The sequence below is a fragment of the Brevundimonas sp. genome (assembly GCF_036677305.1).
Lineage (GTDB): Bacteria > Pseudomonadota > Alphaproteobacteria > Caulobacterales > Caulobacteraceae > Brevundimonas.
Genome location: NZ_JAKFEB010000093.1, coordinates 1 through 24,081 on the forward strand (window position 1 = coordinate 1; position 24,081 = coordinate 24,081).

Annotated in this window: 24 protein-coding genes; 16 read left to right on the forward strand and 8 right to left on the reverse strand. The window is 69.2% G+C overall.

What is annotated here, in order from left to right:
• Nucleotides 1-174 precede the first annotated feature (174 nt).
• Entirely contained in the window at nt 175-966 is a 792-nt protein-coding gene (locus V6M42_RS05630; RefSeq protein WP_332658672.1) for a SapC family protein, read from the forward strand.
• 182 nt (nt 967-1,148) lie between these two features.
• On the opposite strand, the gene V6M42_RS05635 is transcribed toward V6M42_RS05630, so the two are convergent.
• The gene (locus V6M42_RS05635) at nt 1,149-1,556 is read right to left on the reverse strand and encodes an acyl dehydratase (protein ID WP_332658671.1); all 408 of its coding nucleotides are present in this window, start codon (nt 1,554-1,556) and stop codon (nt 1,149-1,151) included.
• An 11-nt stretch (nt 1,557-1,567) separates the two neighbouring features.
• Nucleotides 1,568-2,590, reverse strand: coding sequence for an NADP-dependent oxidoreductase (locus tag V6M42_RS05640; RefSeq protein WP_332658670.1), 1,023 nt, complete (start codon nt 2,588-2,590; stop codon nt 1,568-1,570).
• 317 nt (nt 2,591-2,907) lie between these two features.
• Between V6M42_RS05640 and V6M42_RS05645 the strand changes: the two genes are divergently transcribed.
• Nucleotides 2,908-3,282, forward strand: coding sequence for a hypothetical protein (locus tag V6M42_RS05645; protein WP_332677723.1), 375 nt, complete (start codon nt 2,908-2,910; stop codon nt 3,280-3,282).
• Between the two features lie 69 nt (nt 3,283-3,351).
• Here the strand turns inward: V6M42_RS05645 and phyR are convergent, their stop codons facing one another.
• A complete protein-coding gene (phyR, locus tag V6M42_RS05650) occupies nt 3,352-4,149 on the reverse strand; it encodes an anti-anti sigma factor/receiver protein PhyR (RefSeq protein WP_332658668.1) in 798 nt (265 codons plus the stop codon).
• A 193-nt stretch (nt 4,150-4,342) separates the two neighbouring features.
• Between phyR and nepR the strand changes: the two genes are divergently transcribed.
• The 5 genes from nepR to V6M42_RS05675 all read left to right on the forward strand — a co-directional run bounded on the left by nepR (nt 4,343) and on the right by V6M42_RS05675 (nt 8,974).
• Nucleotides 4,343-4,543 carry an anti-sigma T factor NepR gene (gene nepR / locus V6M42_RS05655; protein ID WP_332677755.1) on the forward strand — a complete coding sequence of 67 codons (201 nt, stop codon included), beginning with the start codon at nt 4,343-4,345 and terminating at the stop codon, nt 4,541-4,543.
• On the forward strand, nt 4,540-5,151 hold the full coding sequence (locus tag V6M42_RS05660; protein ID WP_055831750.1) for a sigma-70 family RNA polymerase sigma factor: 612 nt from the start codon (nt 4,540-4,542) through the stop codon (nt 5,149-5,151). Before nepR ends, V6M42_RS05660 begins: the two co-directional genes overlap by 4 nt.
• Before the next feature lie 37 nt (nt 5,152-5,188).
• Nucleotides 5,189-6,940, forward strand: coding sequence for a sensor histidine kinase PhyK (gene phyK, locus V6M42_RS05665; RefSeq protein WP_332677725.1), 1,752 nt, complete (start codon nt 5,189-5,191; stop codon nt 6,938-6,940).
• A 41-nt stretch (nt 6,941-6,981) separates the two neighbouring features.
• On the forward strand, nt 6,982-7,119 hold the full coding sequence (locus tag V6M42_RS05670) for an entericidin A/B family lipoprotein (RefSeq protein WP_332661052.1): 138 nt from the start codon (nt 6,982-6,984) through the stop codon (nt 7,117-7,119).
• A 190-nt stretch (nt 7,120-7,309) separates the two neighbouring features.
• Nucleotides 7,310-8,974 (forward strand): MFS transporter, encoded by a 1,665-nt coding sequence (locus V6M42_RS05675; RefSeq protein WP_332677727.1) that lies wholly within the window; start codon nt 7,310-7,312, stop codon nt 8,972-8,974.
• A 22-nt stretch (nt 8,975-8,996) separates the two neighbouring features.
• On the opposite strand, the gene ubiG is transcribed toward V6M42_RS05675, so the two are convergent.
• Nucleotides 8,997-9,800: a bifunctional 2-polyprenyl-6-hydroxyphenol methylase/3-demethylubiquinol 3-O-methyltransferase UbiG gene (ubiG, locus tag V6M42_RS05680; protein WP_332677729.1), complete on the reverse strand. Its 804-nt coding sequence runs from the start codon at nt 9,798-9,800 to the stop codon at nt 8,997-8,999.
• A 55-nt stretch (nt 9,801-9,855) separates the two neighbouring features.
• Between ubiG and V6M42_RS05685 the strand changes: the two genes are divergently transcribed.
• The 5 genes from V6M42_RS05685 to V6M42_RS05705 all read left to right on the forward strand — a co-directional run bounded on the left by V6M42_RS05685 (nt 9,856) and on the right by V6M42_RS05705 (nt 16,555).
• Nucleotides 9,856-11,130: an aspartate kinase gene (locus V6M42_RS05685; RefSeq protein WP_332677731.1), complete on the forward strand. Its 1,275-nt coding sequence runs from the start codon at nt 9,856-9,858 to the stop codon at nt 11,128-11,130.
• Between the two features lie 49 nt (nt 11,131-11,179).
• Nucleotides 11,180-13,447, forward strand: coding sequence for a phosphoenolpyruvate--protein phosphotransferase (ptsP, locus tag V6M42_RS05690; RefSeq protein ID WP_332661057.1), 2,268 nt, complete (start codon nt 11,180-11,182; stop codon nt 13,445-13,447).
• A gap of 195 nt (nt 13,448-13,642) precedes the next feature.
• Nucleotides 13,643-14,722, forward strand: coding sequence for a helix-turn-helix domain-containing protein (locus V6M42_RS05695; RefSeq protein WP_332677733.1), 1,080 nt, complete (start codon nt 13,643-13,645; stop codon nt 14,720-14,722).
• A gap of 56 nt (nt 14,723-14,778) precedes the next feature.
• Nucleotides 14,779-15,933, forward strand: coding sequence for a flavodoxin-dependent (E)-4-hydroxy-3-methylbut-2-enyl-diphosphate synthase (gene ispG / locus V6M42_RS05700; RefSeq protein ID WP_332677735.1), 1,155 nt, complete (start codon nt 14,779-14,781; stop codon nt 15,931-15,933).
• A gap of 25 nt (nt 15,934-15,958) precedes the next feature.
• Nucleotides 15,959-16,555: a glutathione S-transferase N-terminal domain-containing protein gene (locus V6M42_RS05705; protein WP_332677737.1), complete on the forward strand. Its 597-nt coding sequence runs from the start codon at nt 15,959-15,961 to the stop codon at nt 16,553-16,555.
• Nucleotides 16,556-16,561: 6 nt separating this feature from the next.
• Here V6M42_RS05705 and V6M42_RS05710 read toward each other — a convergent pair whose 3' ends face one another.
• From V6M42_RS05710 to V6M42_RS05720, 3 genes are all read right to left on the reverse strand, one after another.
• Nucleotides 16,562-16,945, reverse strand: a complete 384-nt coding sequence (locus V6M42_RS05710; RefSeq protein ID WP_332661062.1) for a hypothetical protein — start codon at nt 16,943-16,945, stop codon at nt 16,562-16,564.
• Nucleotides 16,946-17,056: 111 nt separating this feature from the next.
• A complete protein-coding gene (locus tag V6M42_RS05715; protein ID WP_332661064.1) occupies nt 17,057-17,836 on the reverse strand; it encodes a sulfite exporter TauE/SafE family protein in 780 nt (259 codons plus the stop codon).
• A 59-nt stretch (nt 17,837-17,895) separates the two neighbouring features.
• Nucleotides 17,896-18,522: a response regulator gene (locus V6M42_RS05720; RefSeq protein WP_332677739.1), complete on the reverse strand. Its 627-nt coding sequence runs from the start codon at nt 18,520-18,522 to the stop codon at nt 17,896-17,898.
• A 180-nt stretch (nt 18,523-18,702) separates the two neighbouring features.
• Here V6M42_RS05720 and prfA point away from each other — a divergent pair, with 180 nt between their 5' ends.
• Nucleotides 18,703-19,770 (forward strand): peptide chain release factor 1, encoded by a 1,068-nt coding sequence (gene prfA, locus V6M42_RS05725; protein ID WP_332677741.1) that lies wholly within the window; start codon nt 18,703-18,705, stop codon nt 19,768-19,770.
• Nucleotides 19,771-19,906: 136 nt separating this feature from the next.
• Here the strand turns inward: prfA and V6M42_RS05730 are convergent, their stop codons facing one another.
• Nucleotides 19,907-21,127, reverse strand: a complete 1,221-nt coding sequence (locus V6M42_RS05730; RefSeq protein ID WP_332661068.1) for a YihY/virulence factor BrkB family protein — start codon at nt 21,125-21,127, stop codon at nt 19,907-19,909.
• A gap of 82 nt (nt 21,128-21,209) precedes the next feature.
• On the opposite strand from V6M42_RS05730, the gene V6M42_RS05735 reads away from it, so the two are divergent.
• From V6M42_RS05735 to V6M42_RS05745, 3 genes are all read left to right on the forward strand, one after another.
• The gene (locus V6M42_RS05735; protein ID WP_332677742.1) at nt 21,210-21,977 is read left to right on the forward strand and encodes an MOSC domain-containing protein; all 768 of its coding nucleotides are present in this window, start codon (nt 21,210-21,212) and stop codon (nt 21,975-21,977) included.
• Nucleotides 21,974-22,855: a peptide chain release factor N(5)-glutamine methyltransferase gene (gene prmC / locus V6M42_RS05740; RefSeq protein WP_332677743.1), complete on the forward strand. Its 882-nt coding sequence runs from the start codon at nt 21,974-21,976 to the stop codon at nt 22,853-22,855. The genes V6M42_RS05735 and prmC overlap by 4 nt, the downstream gene beginning before the upstream one ends.
• A gap of 275 nt (nt 22,856-23,130) precedes the next feature.
• Entirely contained in the window at nt 23,131-24,066 is a 936-nt protein-coding gene (locus V6M42_RS05745; protein WP_332677745.1) for a DUF4167 domain-containing protein, read from the forward strand.
• Nucleotides 24,067-24,081: the final 15 nt, after the last annotated feature.

The window sequence follows — 24,081 nt, forward strand, 5'->3', positions numbered from 1 at the left end:
TTCCTCAAGGACGTCGCGCCCCTGCCGGGCCGGAACCTGAGGGTGGGCGTCAGCTACCGCTTCTGACGAGCGCCTGTTAACCGCGTCCGACGCCGGCCGGGCGAGCCGGTTTGCGGCGCTGTTGGGACTGCGCTAGAAGCGCGCTTCCCTTACTTCCAGAGCCTGATCGCGTTCATGACCGATACAACCGCCGCCTCGCCCCTGCAGGGCAATGTTCTGTTCTACGCACAGCCCGAGCCGCTGTCGCTCGAAGTCCATGGCGCCCTCGGGGTCGACGCCGTCGACAAGCCCTACGCCTTCGTCGCCCAGACCAATCTGGTGCCGCTGATGGTGACGGAGTTCGCACCCGCGGCCCTGACCTATCCGGTGATCTTCGTCGGCGAGAACAAGCAGCCGGTCGCCGTGATGGCCCTGCGCGGCGGCGAGAACCTGTTCGTCAGCGATGACGGCGAGTTCCGCGCCGAGGCCTACATCCCGGCCTACGTCCGCCGCTATCCGTTCGTCTTCGCCAACGACGATGCGCAGAACCGCATGATCCTGTGCGTCGACCGCGCCGCGCCTTTCATCAAGGAAGGCGGCTCGACGCCGCTGTTCGTCGACGGCCAGCCGTCGCCCTACACCCAGCAGGCGATGGAGTTCTGCAATAATTTCGAGCAGGAGCGCCTGCGCACCGAGGCCTTCCTCAAGCTGCTGACCGACATGGACCTTCTGGACACGCGCGAGGCCATCTTCACGCCGCGCAACCCGGACGGCAGCGTCGCCCCGGCCCAGAAGATCGCGGAGTACTACGCCGTCTCGGAAGAGAAGCTGAAGGCCCTGTCGGCCAAGAAGCTGGCCGAACTGCGCGACAACGGCGCCCTGGGCCAGATCTACGCCCACCTGGTCTCGCTGCTGGGCTGGGATCGCCTGATCGCCATGGCCTTCCAGAAGGCCGCCGCTTCGCAGCCGGCCGCCGGCAACGCGTAAGAGTGGCTAGTGGCTAGTGGCTAGTGGCTAGTGGCTAGTGGCTAGTGGCTAGTGGCTAGTGGCTAGTGAAGCCCGCGCCACTCGCTTCCAGAAGAACAAAAAGAAGCCCCGTCCGGTTCGCCCGGGCGGGGCTTTTCCTTGGCGATCCAAAAACGGCCGAGCTCCACTAGCCACTCGGCGCGTCAGCGCCGGGCCAGCAGCGCCCGGGTCAGGCACGAGAACACCAGCCGACCCGCCTCGTCGAGCAGGTCGTGCTGGGCGATGACGATGCCCTTTTCGTCCCCGACCGGATCCTTGCCCATCACCGTCATGCGGCCGCGCATCAGTTCGCCCGGGGGCGGATTACGCATGAAGCGCAGGCCGTCGACGGCCAGAACCTTGGACTGGGCCCAGCCCGAGGCCTTGTCGGCGAAGATCCGGCTCCACAGCGCATAGACCATGGCGTCGGGCGCGCCATACGAGATGTCCCAGCCCGGCGAGAACCGTTCGACGAAGACGTCCAGGGCCGCCGCATCGACCATGCAGGCGCCCAGGGAGATCACCTCGCCGACGCCCAGGTCTTCGAAATGGACGTGCAGCGGCTCGGTCATGTCCAGTCCCGTCAGGCGGTCGGTTCTTCGGATACGCGAACCAGCAGCTTGCCGTCATGGTCGCCCGTGAACAAGCGGTTCAGCGAACCCAGCGCGCCCTCGAGGCCGTCGTCGACGTGGACCTTCCACTTCACCGTGCCGTCAGCCAGCCAGGGGCCCATCTCGGCCACCATCTCGCGACCCCTGTGGACGTAATCGAGGACGAGGAAGCCCTGGACGTTCAGCCGGTGGGTGATGATGCGCGAGAAATTGGGCGAGGGCGGCATCTTCGTCGCGTTATAGGCCGAGATCAGGCCGCAGACGGCCATCCGGCCGTGGGTCTTCAGCCGGTTGAAGACGGCGATCATGATGTCGCCGCCGACGTTCTCGAAATTCAGGTCGACGCCGTCCGGGGCCAGGCGGTCCAGGGCCTCGCCGACATCCTCGTTCTTGTAGTCGATCGCGGCGTCGAACCCGAGCTCCTCTGTCAGCCAGCGGCATTTTTCGGGACCGCCCGCTATGCCGATGACGCGGCAGCCGCGCGCCTTGGCCACCTGGCCGGCGATCGATCCCACGGCGCCCGCGGCGGCGGAGATGACCATGGTCTCGCCGGCCTTGGCCTTCAGCACGTCGGTGACGCCGAAATAGGCGGTCATGCCGGTCATGCCCAGGACGCTGAGATTGGCGGTCAACGGCATGCCGGGCGCGCGATGCACCGGGCGCAGCTCCATCTCGTTGACCACCGCATAGTCGGACCAGCCGCCCGACAGGGGCGTGACCACGTCGCCGGCCCGGAACCGGCTGGACCGGCTTTCCTCGACCACGCCGAGGGTCAGGCCGCGCATCACCCCGCCGATCGGCACCGGCGGCAGATAGCCTTCCGCGTCATTCATCCAGGTGCGGTTGGTGGGGTCCAGCGACAGATAGACGGTGCGGACGAGGACCTGGGATTCCTTCAGGGCGGGAACGGGCGCTTCCACCAGTTCCAGATCGCCGGCCTTGATGAGGCCCTTGGGGCGCTGGCGCAGCACCCACTGACGATTGACGCGAGCCATGACGATCTCCGGGTTTTCTTTGTGGACGCGCCATAGTCAGCAAGCCGGGTCGCCTGTCCAGCCGGAGCAAAGAAAAAGGCGGACCGTTTCGGGTCCGCCTTGAGTCGCATCATCGAGAATGAGGCGCGGAGGCGACAGACTGGATTTCTCCAGTCTCAAGTCGGGGGGGCGTCGCCGCCTCCGCATTTCGATAACGGAGGCCCGGGGCTTCGGTTCCGGGTCCTGGAAGGATTTTTTCGCCCGGAGGACGGGGCCCGGAACGGCTACGCTGGACGGTGCGTTCATCAGGCCTATCCCAGCCCTGACGGAGCCGAGCCATGACCCATGAATCTCCCCACGACAAGGCGGCCGACGCCGTCCATGAAGGCCGCCCCGTCGAGGCCCAGTACGTTCGCGGCGGTCGAGGCGGCGTGCGGATTCTGACCCTTCTGGTCGTCTCTCTGGCGGCTGTCGCCATCCTGCTGCTGGGCATGTGGTTCGTCAGCCAGGGCGGTTTCGCCGCCACCAACGCCAACGACGGGGATCAGGCGGTCGACGCCCAGGCCTTCAAGGGCGACGCAGCCACGCCGCCGACGGCCGACGCGCCGACGACTGCGGCCGGCGAGCCGACAAGTCCGCCCGCCGGCGAAGCCCCGAACGTCAATGCGCCCGCTGTCGCCCCGCCCGCAGAGGCTGAAGCCCAGCCTCACTGAGGCGGCGCCGGCCGACAAAAAAAGCCCCGGTCCTGCGACCGGGGCTTTTCCTTTGTCCGGAGAGAAGGCTTACGCCGCCGCCTTCTGGCGCGACGGATGGAAGAACAGCGCCTGGCTGATCGCCGCCTTCACCGTTTCCGGCTGGAAGGGCTTGGTGATCAGGAAGGTCGGCTCCGGCCGTTCGCCGGTCAGCAGACGCTCGGGGAAGGCGGTGATGAAGATCACCGGCACGTCGATCCGCTTGAGGATGTCCTTGACCGCGTCGATGCCCGACGATCCGTCGGCCAGCTGGATATCGGCCAGGACCAGGCCCGGACGGTGGCGGGCGACGGCGTCGACGGCCTCGTCATGGGTGGTGGCGGTGCCGGTGACGCGGTGGCCCAGTTCCTTCACCAGGCTTTCGATGTCGGCCGAGATGATGGCCTCGTCCTCGATGATCAGGACGTCGGTGGCCAGTTCGGCGTCGATGTCCGACTGAGCTTCCGAGATCAGGCGTTCGACGTCGAAGGCGTCGGCGTCCAGGATCTGGGCGGCTTCGGACGGGGTGAACCCTTCCAGGGCGGTCAACAGGAAGGCCTGGCGCGAACGCGGGGCGATCCGCATCAGACGGCGCGAGGCGTCGTCGTTGCGGTTTTCCAGCCCGCTCTTGTCTTCCAGCTGGGCGCCCGTGGTGGTCCAGATGGCGTGGAACACGTGATACAGGGCGACCCGCGGAGTCATGTCGGCGGGCAGTTGCCGCTCACCGGCGGCGAGCGCCTCGAGGGCGACGCGGACGTAGTTGTCCCCGGTGGTCTGATCACCGGTCAACGCCCGCGCGTAGCGACGGACATAAGGCAGATGCGGCGCAAGGCGGGCCAGCAGGCTCATAAAACAAAATCCCCGACATAAGGCGGTTCCCGACTGGAACCTGAGCAGCCCGGTCAACGTATCAAATACGCCACGGTTCCCGTCCGGACGACAAGCTTGAGCATTATTCGTCAGAGACCCAGGAACCCGCTAGCCTGAGTGGCGTTTGGCCCTTCGCAATAAGTCTTTCGTCAGGGTGGCGGCCGTTTTTTCAATGACAGATAATTCCAACCCTCCGGGCAAGGGCCCGCCCAAGGGCGGCGCAAGCCTGGAGGAAGCTCGACTTCGCCAGCAGGCGATCGGCGTGAAGCTGCGCCATATGTTCGATGAGATCGTGAACGAGCAGGTTCCGGACGAGTTCCTGGACATCCTGCGGCGCGCCGACGAGCGTTCGTCCGGCGGGAGCGGCTCATGAGCGGTGCGACCAACCCGCCGCCCAAGCCTCCCTCAGCTGACGACGACGCCTTCAAGAGGGAGCTGGTCGCGCTGATTCCGCATCTGCGCGCCTTCGCCCGCACGCTGACGGGCGATCCGACGGCCGCCGACGACCTGGCGCAGGACGCCATGATGAAGGCGTGGGACGCCCGCGCCAGCTATCAGATGGGCACCAACATGAAGGCCTGGACCTTCATGATCCTGCGCAACCAGTTCTATTCCGAAAAGCGCCGCTCGTGGCGCCAGTCGCAACTGGACCAGGAAGCGGCCGAACGCACCCTGGTGGCGGTCGACGACCCGGAATCGCCCGTCGCTCTGGACGAGCTGCGACTGGCCCTGGCCACCCTGCCGGAAGAGCAGCGCGAGGCCCTGATCCTCGTCGGCGCCGGCGGCTTCGCCTATGAAGAGGCCGCCGAGATCTGCCAATGCGCCGTGGGCACGGTGAAAAGCCGCGTGTCCCGCGCCCGCAAGGCCCTGCAGGCCACGCTCGAAAAAGGCGGCTACGCCCGGGACGGCCGCGCCGCCGGCGACGCCATGCGTTCCATCCTCGCCGCCGCTGATCGCCTGAGCAGCGTCCGGCAGGACTGACCGGGTGGTCCGGTTGGGACGAGCCTTGGCCAAGGGAATGGGCCGCACTCTGGGCCCGCCGCATTTCCACGGCATCCGTTTCCGCCTGGGCTGGGCCATGGCCATCGCCCTGCTGCCGATTCTGGTCCTGGGCGCCTTCCAGACCCAGTCCGCCTTCCGGGCGCAGGATATCGAGCGGCGATCCGACCTGCAGCTGGCCGCCGAACGAACCGCGGCCAACGCCAAATCCCATCTCGACAGCACCGGCGTGCTGCTCCAGGCGCTGCGTCCTGAGGCTCTGGAGATCTTCTGCGAGCCGCGCCTGACCGATCTGGTCGAGCGACTCGAGGATCTGGACGGCCTGGCGCGGCTGACCCCGACCGGGGCGTCCCTGTGCGCCTCGCGGGCTCTCAGCCAGGCCTCGCCCGCCTGGTTGGAACAGGCGCCCGTCAGTCCCTGGTTCCTGCGGCTGAAGGCCGGCGAGAGCATGGTCCTGGCCCGCGCGCCCACCGTCGCGGGCCGCTCGCCCGGCATGATCGTGGCCATCCGGCTGGAGCGGCCGCTGGGCGCCTTCGACGGCGCCATGGTGGCGCTGTTGCCTCTCGCCAGTCTGCAGCCCGATGTCGACGATCCCGCCTTGCCGGAGGGGTCGCAGGCGGCCCTGACCGATGGCGACGGGCGTCTGCTCACCGCGACCGAGGCCGACGCCTTCGTCCTGTCCGGCGGCGACAGCCTGACCGGCTGGGTCGGCCGCGCGCGATCCGGCGCCTCGGCGATCTTCGAAGCGGACGACATCCAGGGCCGCCACCGCGTCTACGCCGGCGCCGCCCTGGCGGGACGCGACGTCTACGCCCTGCTGTCGGCGCCCGCGCCCGGTCTGCTGTCCTGGGCCCGGCTGAATCCGGTCGGCGCCCTGCTCATGCCCCTTCTGGCCTGGCTGATCGCCTTCGGGGCGGTGATGCTGGTCAGCGAACGGATCGTCATTCGCTGGCTGAACTATCTGGAACGGATCGCCGCCATCTACGCCCGGGGCCGGTTCAACGTGCGCCCGCTTCAGGCCATGAACGCGCCCGCCGAAATCCGCGTCCTGGCCCGCACCCTGGACGAACTGGCCGAGTCCATCGTCACCCGCGACGCCGCCCTGACCGCCTCGCTGGCGGAAAAGGACGCGCTGATGCGCGAGATCCACCACCGGGTGAAGAACAACCTGCAGATCATCTCGTCGCTGCTGTCGATGCAGCAGCGGGCCCTGACCGACCCGGCCTCCAAGGCGGCGGTCGGCGACACGCGTCAGCGCATCTCGGCCCTGGCCCTGATCTATCGCACCCTCTACCAGAGCGACGACCTGCGCTACGCCGACGCGCGCATCTTCCTGACCGAACTGGTCGGCCAGCTGGTGGCCAGCGAGGCGGGGCGGGGCATCGTGGTGACCTCCTCGGTCGAGGCGGACTCGCTGGTCGTCGACCCCGACAAGCTGGCCCCGCTGGCGCTGTGGCTGGTCGAGGCCGTGACCAACGCCCAGAAGCACGCCTTCGCGGGCCGGGGCGGCGACCTGAAGGTCCGTTTCAATGTCCGCGGCGACAGGAGCGTGCTGGAGGTCCAGGACAACGGGCCGGGCGTCAGCGAGACCTTCCGCGCCGGCGTCGGGCGCACCCTGATGGGCGCCTTCGCCAAACAGCTGAGGGGCGAGGTCGAGATGATCGCGGCGCCGGAGGGCGGCACCATCGCGCGCCTGACCTTCGCCACGCCCGAGGCCGTCGCGCCGACGGACCCGGCGGACCTGGGAACCTCGTCCGGCCCGCAACGTTGATACTCCAGACGCCGCCTCCCCGGCCCGAAGGAGTTCACCCCATGCGCAAACTGTTTGTCCTGTTCGCCGCCGCCGCCGCCCTGACCACCGCCGCCTGCAACACCGTCGCCGGCGCCGGCGAGGACGTCTCGGCCGCCGGAACCGCCGTCGCCAACTGCGCGGACGGCAAGACCTGCTGATCTGATCGTCGGCCGATCGCCGACGTAAGGAATCCCGACCGCGTTTCCCCCGACACGCGGATCGGTTGAAGAGAGCCCGTCAGCATCCCCCCGCTGACGGGCTTTCGCTTGTGTGCGCCCTCCCCGGGCCGCTAGCATCCCCGCACAGGCGTCCGCAGAGACGCCGGACCGACACGCGGGGGAGCGATCGATGACGGAAGCGGCGGAGACCCGGGCAGGACCCGGCCTGAAGACTGTGGTCACCGCCTCGGCGGCGGGCACCGCGTTCGAATGGTATGATTTCTTCGTCTTCGGCTCGCTGACCACCATCATCGCGCGGCATTTCTTCGCCGACGCCGGAGAGACCGTCGCCTACATCATGGCCCTGCTGACCTTCGGCCTGGGCTTCGTGGTCCGGCCGCTGGGCGCGCTGGTTTTCGGCTGGTTCGGCGACCGCACCGGACGCAAGACCACCTTCCTCGTCACCATCACCCTGATGGGTGTGGCGACGGTGGCGATCGGCCTGCTGCCCGACTACAGCCAGATCGGCCTGGCCGCGCCCATCCTTCTCCTGATCATGCGGATGCTGCAGGGCTTCGCCCTGGGCGGCGAGTACGGCGGGGCGGCCATCTATGTCGCCGAGCACGCGCCGCCGAGGAAGCGCGGCCTGCTGACCGGCTGGATCCAGACCACGGCCGCCTTCGGCCTGATCGGAGCCCTGTCGGTCATCCTGATCACCCGCCAGATCGTCGGCGTCGAGGCCTTCGACGCTTGGGGCTGGCGCATCCCCTTCCTGCTGTCCGCCCTGCTGCTGGCGGTCTCGCTGTGGATCCGGCTGAAGCTCAACGAGAGCCCGGCCTATCAGCGCATGGAGGCCGAGGCGTCCGACAGCGACCACCGCGCCCCCTACAAGGAGGCCTTCTTCCAGTGGAACAACGGCCGGTTCGTGCTGATCGCCCTGTTCGGCGTCATGATCGCCCAGGGGGCCGTCTGGTATTGCGGCTATTTCTACACCCGCTTCTTCATGGAACGGGTGTTGAAGGTCGACACCAACACCGTCGACCAGCTGGTGCTGGCGGTGACCGTGGCCTCGGCCGGGTTGTACGTCTTCTTCGGCTGGCTGTCCGACCGGCTGGGCCGCAAGCCGGTGATGCTGTTCGGCATGATCCTGGCGCTGGTCGCCTTCTTCCCCGGCTTCCACGCCCTGACGAAAGCGGCCAATCCGGCGCTGGCCGAAGCCCAGGCGGCCTCGCCCGTGACGGTGATCGCCGACCCCGCGACCTGCGCCCTTCAGTTCGATCCGATCGGCAAGGCCGCCTTCGCCAGCTCCTGCGACATCGCCAAGAGCGTGCTGTCGAACGCCGGCGTTTCATACGGCAACACCGAGGCGATCGCGGGATCGGCGGCCACGGTCCGCATCGGCGCGACCGAGGTGGCCTCGATCGAGGGCGCCGGCCTGGCGCCGGCCGAGCTGAAGGCGGCCCGAACCGACGTCGAAACCCGCATCAAGGCGGCGCTGGTCGAGGCAGGCTATCCGGCGAAGGCCGATCCGGCGCGGATCAACATGCCCCTGGTCTTCGCCATCCTGATGATCTTCATGATCGCGGCCACGGCCCTGTACGGCCCGCAGGCGGCCGCCCTGGTCGAGCTGTTCCCGACGCGGGTGCGCTATACGGCGATGAGCCTACCCTACAACATCGGCACGGGCTGGGTCGGCGGGCTGCTGCCCGCCGCCAGCTTCGCCCTGGTGGCGGCCTCGGGGAACATCTATTTCGGCCTCTGGTATTCGGTGGCCTTCACGGTCGTGGCGGTGATCGTCAGCCTGCTCTGGCTGCCCGAGACCCGGGGCCGGGACCTCGACACGATCGGGAACTGACCGTCAGGCGAAGTCTCCCGCGTCAGTCCCGCGTCGCGACCATCATATAGTTGATCCCGGCGTCCGTCGTTTCGCTCCAGCGATCCGTGAACGGATCATAGGCCAGACCATAGGGCCCGGCGACCGCCACCGGCTCGGCCGACAGCATCAGCCGGATTTCGTCGGGCTTGAGGAACTGGCTCCAGTCGTGCGTGCCCTCGGGCACCCAGCGCAGGATGTATTCCGCCGCGATCTTGCCGAGCGCCAGCGACTTCAGCGTCCGGTTCAGGGTGGCCACGACCATCATCCCGCCCGGCTTCACCAGCCGCGAACAGGCGCGGACGAAGGCCTCGGGATCGGCCACATGCTCGATCACCTCCATGGTCAGGACCACGTCGAACGGCCCCGCCCCTTCCGCCTCCAGCTGTTCGACGGTCGCGGCGCGATAGGCGATGTCCAGCCCCTGCTGTTCCGCATGGGCGCGCGCCGTGCCGATGTTCTCGGCCGAGGCGTCGACGGCGGTGACGTCAAACCCCATCCGCCGCATCGGCTCGGCGATCAGCCCGCCGCCGCAGCCGACGTCCAGCAGGGTCAGGCCGGCGAACGGCGCGCGCGTCTTCGGATCGCGTCCGAACCGTTCCGCCGCCCTGTCGCGGACGAAGGCCAGCCGCGCCGGATTGAATTTGTGCAGCGGCGCGAACGGCCCGCGCGCGTCCCACCACTCCGCCGCCTGGGCCGAAAAGCGCGCCACGTCGGCGGGATCGATCGACGGCCCCTCGGCCTGATCGTTGAATTGCGGGCGGCTTTGGGGTTTGCGCGCCGATACCGTGTCGTTAGAAGCGACCATGGGCCGAGGGATGAACCCGCGCGGCCTTCCACGCAAGACGGGACGAACCGCCACGATGACGCGGCCAGCTACAGCACGACTGGTGATGAAGTTCGGCGGCACGTCCATGGGCGACCTCGAACGCATCCGCCGCGCCGCCCGCATCGTCGCCGCCGAGGCCGCCGCCGGCAAACAGGTCGCCGTCGTCGTGTCCGCCATGGCCGGCAAGACGAATGAGCTGGTCGCCTGGACCGATGGCGCGGGCCGTCCGGCGCAAGGCATCGAACTGTCCGACGACGAATACGACGTCGTCGTCGCCTCGGGCGAACAGGTCACCGCGGGTCTGCTGGCCCTGACCCTGCGCAACATGGGGCTGAACGCCCGCACCTGGATGGGCTGGCAGATCCCGATCCTGACCGACGATTCCCACGGCCGCGCCCGCATCGACGACGTGCCCGGCGAGGTCCTCGGCGCCGCCATGGACGGGGGCGAGATCGCCGTGGTTCCCGGCTTCCAGGGCGTCAGCCGCTCGGGCCGGATCACCACGCTCGGACGCGGCGGCTCCGACACCTCGGCCGTAGCCGTGGCCGCGGCGCTGAACTGCCCGTGCGACATCTACACCGACGTCGACGGCGTCTACACCACCGACCCCCGCATCGAGAGCCGCGCCCGCCGCCTGGCGAAGATCTCCTATGAGGAGATGCTGGAAATGGCGTCCCTCGGGGCCAAGGTCCTTCAGACCCGCTCGGTCGAACTGGCCATGGCCAAACAGGTGCCGCTGCGCGTGCTATCAAGCTTCATCGAACCCGACGAGAACGGGGCCCTGCCCGCCAACGCCGGCACCCTGATCTGCGACGAGGAGGAAATCGTGGAAAAACGCATCGTGTCCGGCGTCACCATGAGCCGCGACGAGGCCCGCATCACCCTGCTGGGCCTGTCCGACCGGGTCGAGGCGCCCGCCGACGTCTTCACCCGCCTGGCCGACGCCAACGTCAACGTCGACATGATCGTCCAGTCGCAGGCGCGCAGCGAGGGGGCGGTCAACCTGACCTTCACCACGGGCCGCCGGGACGCCGCCCGCGCCGCCGAACTGATGCGCGCGGCCCAGCACGAGATCGGCTTCGAGGAGCTGCGCGTCGACGAGGACGTGGCCAAGGTCTCGGTCGTCGGCGTCGGCATGCGCAGCCATGCGGGCGTCGCCCAGACCATGTTCCGGGCCCTCGCCGACAAGGGCGTGAAGTTCCAGGCCATCTCGACGTCCGAGATCAAGATCAGCGTGCTGATCGATGCGGCCTATGCGGAGCTGGCCGTTCGTGCGCTTCATTCGGCTTACGGACTGGAAGCGGTCTAGAAAACAGGGTTGAGGGCGCCCATCTGCGGCGCTGAAGTTCGGAGGGGCCATGCCGGTTGGCGGATTGACGACGAGGGGGCCGCGCAACCTCCTTCGCCAGATCCGCGAGGCCATGGCCGGAGCGGCTCCGGCGCAGGAGCGTCTCGACATGGTCGTGCGCACCATCGCCCAGTCGATGGTCGCCGAAGTCTGTTCGATCTATCTGCGCCGCGCCTCGGGCGAGCTTGAACTGTTCGCCACCCAGGGCCTGAACCCCGAGGCCGTGCACAAGACCCGGCTGCGTCCCGGCGAGGGTCTGGTCGGCGAGGTCGCGCGCAGCGCCGCCCCCATCAGCCTGTCGGACGCCCCGTCCCACCCCAGCTTCGCCTACCGCCCGGAAACCGGCGAGGACCCCTATCACGCCTTCCTCGGCGCCCCCCTGCTGCGTGGCGGCCGCGCCATCGGCGTCCTCGTCGTCCAGAACCGCTCCGAGCGGCGCTATGACGACGAAGAGGTCGAGGACATCCAGACCATCGCCATGGTCCTTGCCGAGACCGTGGCCTCTGGCGAACTGCTGGCCCAGGACGAACTGCGCGACATCGAGGTCGCGCCGCACCGTCCCGAACGGCTCAAGGGCCAGCGTTTCGCCGAAGGCCTCGCCTACGGCCACGTCGTCCTGCACGAGGCCCCCGTGCCGCCCGAGAACCTTCTGGCCGAGAACCAGCAGGTCGAGGAAATACGCCTGCGCGAGGGTCTGGTCGCGCTCAAGGCCAATATCGATTCCATCCTCGACGGCGGTCAGGGCAAGCTGGCCGGCCAGTCGTTCGAGGTCCTGGAAACCTACCGCATGTTCGCGGACGACCGCGGCTGGAACCGGTCGCTGGAGGAGGCCGTGCGCACCGGCCTGACGGCCGAGGCCGCCGTCGACCGCGTCCGCAACGAGCACCGCGCCCGCTTCGCCCAGGCCCGCGACCCCTACATCAAGGAACGGCTGCACGACTTCGAGGACCTGGCGAACAGACTCCTCAGGGTTCTCGCAGGCGACCGGCCGGGCGAGCGCGAACTGCCCGACGACGCCATTCTGGTGGCGCGCAACCTCGGGCCCGCCGACCTGCTGGAGTATCCGCGCCACAAGCTGCGCGGCCTGCTGCTGGAAGAGGGCTCCGCCGCCAGCCACGCCGCCATCGTCGCCCGCGCGCTGCAGATCCCCTGCGTCGGCCGCGTCATGGGCCTGCGCGACCGCCTGTCCGAAGGCGATCTGGTCATCGTCGACGGCGAGACCGGCGAGACCTATCTGCGCCCCCGTCCGGACATGCTGGCCGCGATCCAGTCGCGCATGCTGGTCCGCAGCGAGCGTCAGGCCGAGTTCGCCAAGCTGCGCGACGTCGCCGCCGTCACCCTCGACGGGACCCGGATCACCGTCCTGACCAACGCCGGCCTCGCCGTCGATCTCGAGAACCTGGACGCCACCGGGGCCGAGGGCATCGGCCTGTTCCGCACCGAATTCCAGTTCATGGTGTCCGAGGAACTGCCCCGGCTGAACAGCCAGACGGCCCTGTACAAGCTCGTCCTCGACACCGCCGGCGACCGGCCCGTCACCTTCCGCACCCTCGACATCGGCGGCGACAAGGTCCTGCCCTATCTGGAGACCGAGCGGGAAGAGAACCCGGCGCTGGGCCGCCGCGCCATCCGCCTCGGCCTCGACCGGCCCGGCCTGCTGCGCCTCCAGCTCCGCGCCCTGCTGGCCGCCGCCGCCGGGCGCGAGCTGCGCGTCATGTTCCCCATGATCGCCACGGTGGACGAGTTCCGGGCCGCCCGCGAACTCGTCGACGTCGAGTGCGAATGGGCCCGCCGCCGCGGCCGGTCCCTGCCGGCCCTGCTGCGCGTCGGCGCCATGATCGAATGCCCCAGCCTGCTGTGGCACCTGGACGCCCTGCTGCCGCTGACGGATTTCGTCTCGATCGGCACCAACGACCTGTTCCAGTACATGTTCGCCGCCGACCGCACGAACCCGCTGGTGGCCGAGCGCTACGATCCCCTGTCGCCCCCGGCCCTGCGCGCCCTGGCCGAGATCCAGAAGAAATGCGCCGACACCGGCACGCCCGTCTCCGTCTGCGGCGAACTGGCCGGCAAGCCCCTCGAGGCCTTCGCCCTGTTGACCCTCGGCTACACCCGGCTGTCGGCCCCGGCCGGAGGCGTCGGGCCGGTCAAGCGGATGATCCTGTCCGCCGACCTGGGCGCGGCGCGCCGGGGCATGGCCAACCTGCTCGGCTCGTCCGCCGGATCGATCCGCGGCGAACTGGAATCCCTGGCCCGGAAGTTGAACGTCACGATCTGATCGTCCCGCGCCGAAACCGGCCGGGATGCCTAACAAATCGTTGATCGGTCAGCTCTAATGAGTTATCCACAAGCCGGAACCGGGTGGTCTGCGGGGGCAGGCCCGAACTGTCATCCCGATATGGTACAGGCCCCGAGTTCGAGTACGGCGCCGCATGGGGACACCCCTTGCGCGCCGAGTGTGGGGTCAGGCGCCATGGCGTTGGATACAGGCAGCGGGTCCGAAGAGTTCCGGGCTCATCCTGAATGGAAGGACGTCGTTCCGTCGATCACGGACGCGGCGACCCTCGGCGACGGCCTCCGCGCAGCCCGCGAGCAGTCCGGCCGGTCCCTGGCCGAGCTGTCCGCCGTCACCCGCGTGCCCGCCCGCTATCTGACCGCGCTGGAACAGAACGACTTCTCGACCCTGCCCAACCGCGTCTTCTCCATCGGCTACGTCCGCGCCTACGCCGACGCCCTGGGGCTGGACGAACAGCTGGCGGTCGAACGGTTCAAGCGCGAGACTCCCGACCCCTCGGTGCCGCTCCAGGCCCCCGTCGGCGTCGCCTTCGAGGACGTCCGCCGCTACTCGCCGCGCCTGATCGCCGCCGGCCTGGCCCTGATCGTCGCCGTGGTCGGCTGGAACGTCTTCCAGCGCGTCAGCCTGATGCGCGCGCCCCAGCCCTCGGACATCGCCGCCGTGCCCGAAAGCTGGACCCTGGGCGCCGTCCCCGGCCAGTCCCTGCGCCTCTCGGCGCCGCAGCCGGCCCCGCCCGACCAGACCATTCCGGCCCTCTACGTCACCCCCGGCCTCGAGGCCGAGCTGACGGGCGTCGATCCGACCTCGCCCGAGGGCCTGGCCGCCGCCGCCTCCTCCGCCTCGCCGGTCCAGCGCGCCTTCAACCCGCGCGGCGCCATCTACGGCGCCTCGGCCAGCGCCTCCCAGGTCGTCATCCAGGCCCGCAAGGCCGCCAGCCTCGTGGTCCGCATGGCCGACGGCCGGGTCCTGTTCGCCCGCCAGCTGGCCCCCGGCGACGCCTGGCGCGCGCCGGTCGGCCTGTCCGCCGTGGTCGACGCCTCGTCCGACTTCGCCGATTTCGACGTCTATCTGAACGGCGAGCACGGCGGCACGCTGACCGCCGAACAGACGCCGCTCAGCCAGCTGAGCGCCCGCGCCCAGACCCTGGCCCGCCAGACCGCCGCCGAGGCCGCCGCCCGGGCCCAGGCCGCGCAGGCCGAGGCCCAGGCCCGCGCCGCCACCGTCCAGTCGGCCATGGTCGTCACCCCCGCCGGCTGATTGCGACAGCACGCGTCGTGGCCTTGCCGCATTCGAAGGCCTATGTTGCGCCCGTCATGAGCGCTGACCATTCGCATATCCGTCCCTGGCGTCACATCGAACGCCGCAAGAGCCGCCAGATCATGGTCGGCTCCGTGCCCGTGGGCGGCGATGCGCCGATCAGCGTCCAGTCGATGACCAATACGCCGACCTCGGATGCGGCCGCGACCATCGACCAGATCCGCCAGCTGGAAGAGGCCGGGGCCGACATCGTCCGCGTCTCCTGCCCGGACGAGGAGTCCACCGCCGCCTTCCGCCAGATCGTGCGCGAGGCGAAGGTCCCGCTCGTCGCCGACATCCACTTCCACTACAAGCGCGGCATCGAGGCCGCCCAGGCGGGCGCCGCCTGCCTGCGCATCAATCCGGGCAACATCGGCTCGCCCGACCGCGTGCGCGAGGTCATCCAGGCCGCCAAGGACCACGGCTGCTCGATGCGCATCGGCGTCAACGCCGGCTCGCTGGAGCGCGAACTGCTCGAGAAATACGGCGAGCCCTGCCCCGAGGCCATGGTCGAGAGCGCCCTCAACCACGCCCGCATCCTGCAGGACCACGACTTCCACGAGTTCAAGATCTCGGTGAAGGCGTCCGACCCCTTCCTGACCGTCGCCGCCTACCAGCAGCTGGCCGAGGCCATCGACTGCCCCCTGCACCTCGGCGTCACCGAGGCGGGCCCGCTGCGCTCGGGCACCATCAAGTCCGCCATCGGCATGGGGAACATGCTGTGGGCCGGGATCGGCGACACCATCCGCGTCTCTCTCGCCGCCGACCCCGTGGAAGAGATCAAGGTCGGCTTCGACATCCTCAAGTCGCTGGGTCTGCGCCACCGGGGCGTCAACATCATCGCCTGCCCGTCCTGCGCGCGTCAGGGGTTCAACGTCATCGAGACCGTCGGCATCCTGGAAGAGAAGCTGGCCCATGTGACCACGCCCATGTCGCTGTCGATCATCGGCTGCGTCGTCAACGGACCGGGCGAGGCCCTGTATACGGACGTCGGCTTCACCGGCGGCGGCAAGGGCGCCGGCATGGTCTATCTGAACGGCAAGATGGCCCACAAACAGGCCAATGAGGGCATGATCGACGAGATCGTCCACCTGGTCGAACAGAAGGCCGCCGAACTGGACGCCGCCCGCGCGGCCCAGGCCCCGGCCCCGGTCCTCGAACCCGCCGAATAGTCCGGCGCCCGCTGCAAAGGCGACCATGAAACTCTACGTCACCGCCCCCTCTCCCTTCGCCCGCAAATGCCGCATCGTCGCGCGCGAGAAGGGCCTGATGGACCGGATCGAGGAGATCATGGTCGATCCCTACGCCAACACGCCCGAACTGCTCGCCGCCAACCCCATCGTCCAGGCCCCGACCCTGATCGCCGAAGACGGCCTGCCGGTCAGCGACAGCCCGGTCATCTGCGAATATCTGGACGCCATCGGCTCGGGGCCGCGCCTGCTGCCCGCCGAGGGAGCCGACCGCCTGCGGGTGCGGCGCATGGAGACGCTCGCCAACGGCGCGCTGGAAATGGGCGTCAAACTGTTGCTGGAGATCCGCCGTCCCGAAGACGAGCGCTCGCCGTCATGGATGGCGCGCTGGACCGCCAACATGGCCCGCGCCCTCGACGCGCTCGAGGCCGCCCGGCCCGGGGCGGCGCGGCTGGACATGGGCGTCATCACCGCCGGCTGCGCCGTGGCCTGGATCGGCTTCCGCCATCCCGAATTCGACTGGCGCGGCGGCCGGCCGTCTCTCGTGAAGCTTCACGAGGCGCTGGAAGACCGGCCGAGCTTCGTGGAAACCCGGCCGGTCTGACGCGATCTATTGCGCGGCGGCTGCCGGCTGGGCCTGATCAAAGCCGCACTGCTTCTCGGTCCCGGCGACCTGGAGGGCTTCGTACTCGCCCTTCAGACGACCGAGCTCTTCCTTCTTGTCGTTGCCGCCGGCGAGGAAGAACAGGGCGGGCCAGAAGATGACGAGACCGACGCCCATGGCGATGGCGTCGTTATTGGCCTGGCGCTGCTGCTGGCCCGTGACTTCGCTGACCCGCGACGAAATACGCACCAGTTCGGTGCGCACCTGGCTGCAGTTGTAGCTCTGGTACTGGAGCGGCGAGACGTAGGTCGCCTGGATGTCATTGGGCGCCGTCGCGCAGGCGGACAGAGCTACAGCCGCGCTGAGCGCGACCGCCAAGGTCTTTTTCATGGTTCCCCCCAAAGGAATGGCTCACAACACGCGAGCTTGGCCGTAAGTACTCCACCCGCTTGACGCGTGTCCAGCCCGCCAAAGACCCATTCAGGTAGCGCGGCCAATGGCTTAGGCCACGACCCCCGCCAGCTGCAGCCCCTGGAACCCCGCCAGCACCAGCAGCACCGCGCCGACCGCATAGGTCATCGCCTTGCGCGGCACGCGTTTGGTGATCAGGCCCGCGAAGGGCGCCGCGACCAGTCCCCCGACCACCAGCCCGCCGATCGCCGACGCATGGTGTTCCAGCGCGCCGGCCTCGGCCCAGTGGCCCGTCATCAGGGCCCAGACGAAGGTGGCGCTGATCGCCACGGTCAGAAAGAATTCGGCCGTATTGGCCGTGCCGATGGCGCGCCGCGGCTCCTGCCCGGCCCCGACCAGGGTCGAGGACACCGTCGGTCCCCAGCCGCCGCCGCCGACGGCGTCGAGAAAGCCCCCGACCATGCCCAGCGGCCAGGTCACCCATGAGGGAATATGGCGGATCAGGATGTCATGGCCGGCCCGCCACAGGATGTAGAGACCCATCAGCCCCAGATAGGCGACCACGAAGGGCTTGATCACCTCGCCCTCGATCCCGGCCAGCACATAGGCCCCGAGGCAACCGCCGATGATCCCCGCCGCCGCCAGCGGGACCAGCAGCCGCCAGTCCACGTTCCTGTGCGCCACATGGCTGCCGGCCGAGGCCGCGGTGGTGAAGACCTCCGCGCCGTGCACGCTGGCCGAGGCCATGGCCGGCGGCACCCCGAACGCGAGCAGCACCGAGGACGAGATCACCCCATAGGCCATGCCCAGGGCGCCATCGACCGATTGCGCCAGCACGCCGACCACGAAGAACAGCAGGAAGGTTTCCATTCAGTCCAATCGCACGGTCGCGGTTCTCTCCGCAAAGCTTCGCCGCGGCTTTGGTTGCGTCAGGACGCCACGGCCCCGCTGGCGACCGTCCGGGCGATGGCGTCCAGCACGTCGCGGGCGCCGTAGGGTTTCAGCACAAGGGCGGTCGCCAGCCGGACATGCCGGGCCGCCGCCTCGACATTGCCGGTCAGGAAGATGACCGGGACGCCCCAGGTTTGCGTCAGCGTCCGGGCCAGATCGACGCCGTCGTCATCCCCCGCCAGATTGATGTCCAGCAGGGCCAGATCGACGGCATGCAGCCCCGCTGCGGTCCGGGCCGCCGCCGCGTCGGAAAAGGGTCCGACCACGCCATGCCCGGCGCCCGCCAGCATCTCGGTCAGATCCGAGGCCATGTCGGGGTCGTCCTCGACCACCATCAGGGTCAGGGGGCCGTGTGCGGGGACAGCGTTCAGCGCTCCTGTCGTCGGACCGCCCTGCCGCGCCAGTACGGCGCGCAGATCGCGCCACAGCTCCGCGGCGGGCCGCGAGACGTCGAGATCGAAGATCCCGGCCATGCCCACCAGTTCCGTCAGCGCCTCGTCTCCCGGCGGGGCGGGCGGATCCGCCAGCAGGCCGTCATACTTCGCGCGCAACCGTTCAAGCTCGCCCCGGTCACGGCCCGTCGCGTTCAGCGTTCCATCAAACATGCGCCCTCCAGTCTCGACAAAGGCATAGCTGGGGGCCGCCCCGGCCGGGCGGAACCGGCTCTGACGGGCTTGTGAGGCCGGGTCACGATCACGCCATCCCGCCGCGACAGCCTTCCTCGACAGCCGGGGACCCGCTGGGCTATGCCTCCGGCCCGTTCATCCCCACAGGAAATCCGCCCCTTGCGACTGCCCCAGGCCCGTCTCGATCAGGTCCTCGACCGCTTCCACCAGGTGGAGGCGCGGATGGGCGCTGCGTCCGACGGGGCCGAGATCGTCCGCCTGTCGAAAGAGCACGCGGAGATGAAGCCCGTCGCCGACGCCGTCATGGCGCTGGCGAAGACCCGCGCCGAAATGGCCGACCTCGAGGCCATGGCCGCCGATCCCGAGATGGCCGAAATGGCCGCCGAGGAGTTGCAGACCCTCAAGGAAACCCTGCCCGACATGGAGCGGGACGTGGCCCTGCTGCTGGCCCCGCGCGACGCCGACGAGAACGCCTCGGCCGTGCTGGAAGTGCGCGCCGGCACCGGCGGCGACGAGGCCGCCCTGTTCGCCGGCGACCTGTTCCGGATGTATTCGCGCTACGCCTCGACCCGCGGCTGGAAGGTCGAGCTCGACTCGGCCACCGAGGGCGACGCCGGCGGCTACAAGGAGATCATCGCCACCGTCACCGGCGACGGCGTCTTCGGCCGGCTGAAGTTCGAAAGCGGCGTCCACCGCGTCCAGCGCGTGCCCTCGACCGAGGCGCAGGGGCGCATCCACACCTCGGCCGCCACGGTCGCCGTCCTGCCCGAGGTCGAGGACGTCGAGATCGACATCCAGGACAAGGACATCCGCATCGACACCTTCCGCGCCTCCGGCTCGGGCGGCCAGCACGTCAACAAGACCGACTCCGCCGTGCGCATCACCCACTTCCCCTCGGGGATCGTGGTCACCTCGTCCGAGAAGTCGCAGCACGTGAACCGCGACAAGGCGATGAAGAACCTGCGCGTCCGCCTCTACGACATGCAGCGTCAGGCCAAGGACAACGCCCGTTCCGACGCCCGCAAGTCGCAGGTCGGCTCGGGCGACCGGTCCGAGCGCATCCGCACCTACAACTTCCCGCAGGGCCGGGTGACCGACCACCGCATCGGCCTGACCCTGCACAGCCTGCCGCAGATTCTCGAGGGCGACATCGATCCCCTGCTGAACGCCCTCATCGCCGAGGATCAGGCCGCCCGTCTGGCCGATCTGGAAGCCGAGTTCGGGTAAAGGACGCATAGGCTCTCCCTCCCCTTTATGGGGAGGGATGTCGGCGCGAAGCGACGACAGGGTGGGGTAAGCCTGAAATTCCCCACCCGGTCGCTTCGCGACCACCCTCCCCATGAAGGGGAGGGAGAAGTCCGCCTCACTGGCTTCGGATCTTCCGTTTCAGCAAGCGGTCCGACAGCGCCTCGGCGTGCCGCATCGTGAAGGCCAGCGCCGCCGGATTGCCGCGCTTGGGTCCGACCGTGTCCGCCACCACCGCCCCGCGCTCGCCGATCGCCAGCGGATCGCCGGTCGTCGTGTCGATCGCCGTCTGGTGTTCGATCTCGGCGTTCAGCTCGGCGCCCATCAGGATGATCTGCACGCTCAGCCAGGTCCACAGCAGGAAACCCATCATCGCCGCCAGCGGTCCGTAGGACGCCGTGCGCACGAAGGTCTGCAGATACCAGCTGAAGATCAGCGACAGGGTCAGGCTCAGGAAGGCCGCGAAGATCGCCCCCGGCGTCAGCCAGCGCCACCGCGCCTTCTGACGGCACGGCCCCATCCGGTAGATCAGCGTCAGGGCCGCGATATAGACGAGCAGCAGCACCGGCCACCGGAACGGCGCCAGATAGCTCCACTCGGCCGCCCAGCCGAACACGCCCAGCACCAGCGGCACGCCCACGATGATGGCCGCCGTGATCAGGATCGAGGCCAGGCCGCCGACCGTGAAGGCCATGCACATCAGGTTGTATTTGACGATGTGCCGCTTCTCGACCTCGTGATAGGCGACGTTCAGCCCGTAGAAGAGCACCTTGATCGCCCCGTTGGCGGTCCACAGCGACAGGGCCAGGGTCCAGACGAGGGTGAAGGTCAGCTGGGTGTTCGAATTCTCGGCCAGCCGCTGCATCTCGCCCGACAGGAACTGCGCCACGCCCGACGGCATCACGGAATAGAGGAACGACACCCGCGCCGCCGCGTCCGTCGGATCGGCGAACAGGCCGTAGACCGTCACGAAGGCCGCCAGCGTCGGGAACAGCGACAGCATGACGAAGAAGGTCACGCCCCCCGCCAGGAAGCCGATCCGGTCGCCGAAATAGGACATCCCCAGCCGCCAGAAGATATCGACCCAGCCCTTGTGCGGGATATGTTCGGGTCGCTGCGCCAGTCGGCCGCGGCCGGGTTCCTTCGCCTCGAAATCCTCGGGGGTGGGCGCGCGCGGGGGCAGCGGTTCAGGCCGTTTCGCCCGCAGCTCGATCCCGTATTTGTGGCCGCGCGTATACAGCAGATGCGCCGCGCCCGCTCCGGCGGCCAGACCGCCCGCGATGGCGCCGGCGATCCCCCACGGCCCCAGACCGCTCTTGTGTCCCGACTGACTTCGCATCGCGCGACAACGGCTCCGGCCGGGACCGCGTTCCGCCCCGCTTCGACTTGAAATCTGCGGGCGTCCGCGTCAAGCGAACAGAATGACCGACGCCGTCGTCGCCGCCCTCTGGCGCCACCCCGTGAAAGGCTTCACGCCCGAACCTCTCGCCGAGGCCGGGCTGCGGGCCGGCGGCTGGTTCCCCGGCGACCGGATGTACGCCGTCGAGGACGGCCCCACCGGCTTCGATCCCGCCGCGCCGACGCAACTGCCCAAGACGCGCTTCACCGTCCTGATGCGCGATCCGTCTCTCGCGCGGGTCCGCACCCGCTGGGACGAAGCCAGCGACGTGATGACGGTTGAAGCCGACGGCCATCCGGACCTCGCCGTCCGCCTGTCCGACCCCGACGAACGTATCCGGTTCGACGCCTGGCTGACCGACTTCCTCGGCGACGCCGTCGACGGCCCCCTGCGCACCATTCCGGCCGGCGACCGCCATCGCTTCATGGACAGCCGCAACGGCTTCGCCTCGATCCTCAACCTCGCCAGCGTGCGCGATCTCGAAGCCCGCATCGGCCGCCCGCTCGATCCCCGCCGCTTCCGCGCCAACATCTGGGTGGAGGGGCTGGAGCCCTGGGTCGAGAACGGCTGGAGCGGGCGCGACATCGTCGTCGGCGAGGTCGCCCTGAAGGGCGTCAAACCGATCACCCGCTGCGCCGCGACCCACGCAAATCCCGAAACCGGTGAACGCGACATCGACGTCTGCGCTTCACTGTTCGAACACTACGGCCATGTGCTGTGCGGCCTGTACGTCTCGATCGAGACGGGCGGCCGCATCGCCGTCGGCGACCCTCTGGAGATCCGGCCATGACCGCCCCGACCCTCGTCACCGCCTGGAAGGCCGCCACCGCGACCCTCAAGGCCGGCCGCATCGACAGCCCCTCGATCGACGCCCGCCTCCTGCTCGAGGTCGCCACCGGCGCCACCCGAACCGACATCCTCGCCGACCCCTATCGCGAGGTCACCGCCGACCAGCAGGCCGCCCTGGACGCCTATGTCGAACGCCGCCTGCGCCGCGAGCCGGTCTCGCGCATCCTCGGCAAGAAGGGCTTCTGGAAGATCATGCTGAACGTCACCCCCGACGTCCTCAGCCCCCGCCCGGACACCGAGGCCATCCTCGACGTCGTCATGCTGGCCTTCCCGCCCAACCGCGCCTTCGAGATGATCGACCTGGGCACCGGCTCGGGCGCCATCCTCCTGGCCACCCTGGCCGAACGGGCCGGGGCGCGCGGCGTCGGCACCGACATCTCGTCCGAGGCCCTGGCCGTGGCGAAAGAGAACGCCGCCAATCTCGAACTCGACAACCGCGCCACCTTCCTGCGCACCGAATGGGCCGCCGGTTTCGGCGACGACAGTTTCGATCTGGTCGTCTCCAACCCGCCCTACATCCCCTCGGACGACATCCCCGGCCTCGACCCCGAGGTCCGCGACCACGACCCCCTGCTGGCGCTGGACGGCGGCCCCGACGGCCTGGTCGCCTATCGCGAACTGGCCCCCGAGATCCGCCGCATCCTGAGGCCCGACGGTGTCTTCGCCGTCGAGATCGGCTGGGACCAGGGCCCGCAGGTCAGGACCCTGTTCGAGGAAGCCGGTTTCGAGAACGTCATCGTGGTCAAGGACCTGTCCGACCGCGACCGCGTGATCACCAACGGACCCGACCCGCGCACCAATCCCATCCCCAGGATGTAGGCGGCCGAAAACTTCCCCTTGGAAACCGGCTCCGCCCGCGCTAAGTCTTCGTCTGTCTCCCACCCAAAACGCACGCCTTGGTCCGGTTCCGGCCCATCCACGCGCGCTCAGGGCAGTGACGGTCGGGCCGGTCGCCCGGCGGACCACAGGGAGATACGGATTTCCGATCACATCGTCAGCGGGGATTGGCCCCGGAACGAAGCGGAACGACCACACGGACAGCGCCCGCGGCCATCGCCCCGGACTGTCCATCATACAAAGCACGGTAGCCTCCGATGAGAGATTTCAAGGGCATGAAGCGTCAGCGCGGACGCAACAGGAAGCCCGGCAGCGGCGGCGGAAACAACAACGCCAACGCCACCAACCCGAACCGTTCGTGGGACTCGCAGGGTCCCGAGAACATCAAGGTCCGCGGCAACGCCCAGACCGTCTACGAACGCTACATGCAGCTGGCGCGCGACGCCTCGGCCGCCGGCGACCGCGTCCTGGCCGAGAACTACACCCAGCACGCCGAACACTATTTCCGCGTCCTGCGCGCCCTGCAGCCCTCGCGCCCCGTCTCCGAGATCGCCCAGCGCGAACTGGCCGGCCAGGGCTTCGACATCGATTTCGAGGATGAGACCGGCGCCCAGGCGGCCGCCATCATGGCCGCTGAAAAGGTCGAGGCCGACCGCCTCGCCCAGATCGAGGCCCGTCAGCGCGAGAACGAGGACCGCCAGAACGACCGCCAGGGCGAACAGCCGCGCCGCGAATGGCGCGACCGCGACGACCAGCCGCGCGCCGACCGCGAACCCCGCGAGCCCCGCGTCGAGGGCGAGGGCGGAACCAACCCCGACGGCAGCCGCCGCGAAACCCGCCGCGAGCGCTGGGAGCGCCGCCAGCTGGAACGCAGCGCCCGCTTCGACCGCGAAGGCGGCGAACGCCCCGAGGGCGACGCTCCGTCCCCGGACGAAGCGCCCGAAGCCCGCGCCGAATCCGCCGAACCGGCGGACCGTCCCGAGCGCGCGGAACGCCCCGCGCGGGCCGAGCGCCGTCCGCGCCGCGACGCCGGCGTGGCCGCCGACGACGGTCCCTCGGCCCTGCCGGGCTTCCTGACCCGCTCGTCCGCTCCGGCCCCGGCCGCCGTGGAAGTCGCCGAAGCCTCCGAAGAGGCTCCCGCGCCCAAGCGCCGCGCCCCGCGCCGCAAGGTCGAGGCTCCCGCCGAGGATTGATCGCCCGATCGCGAC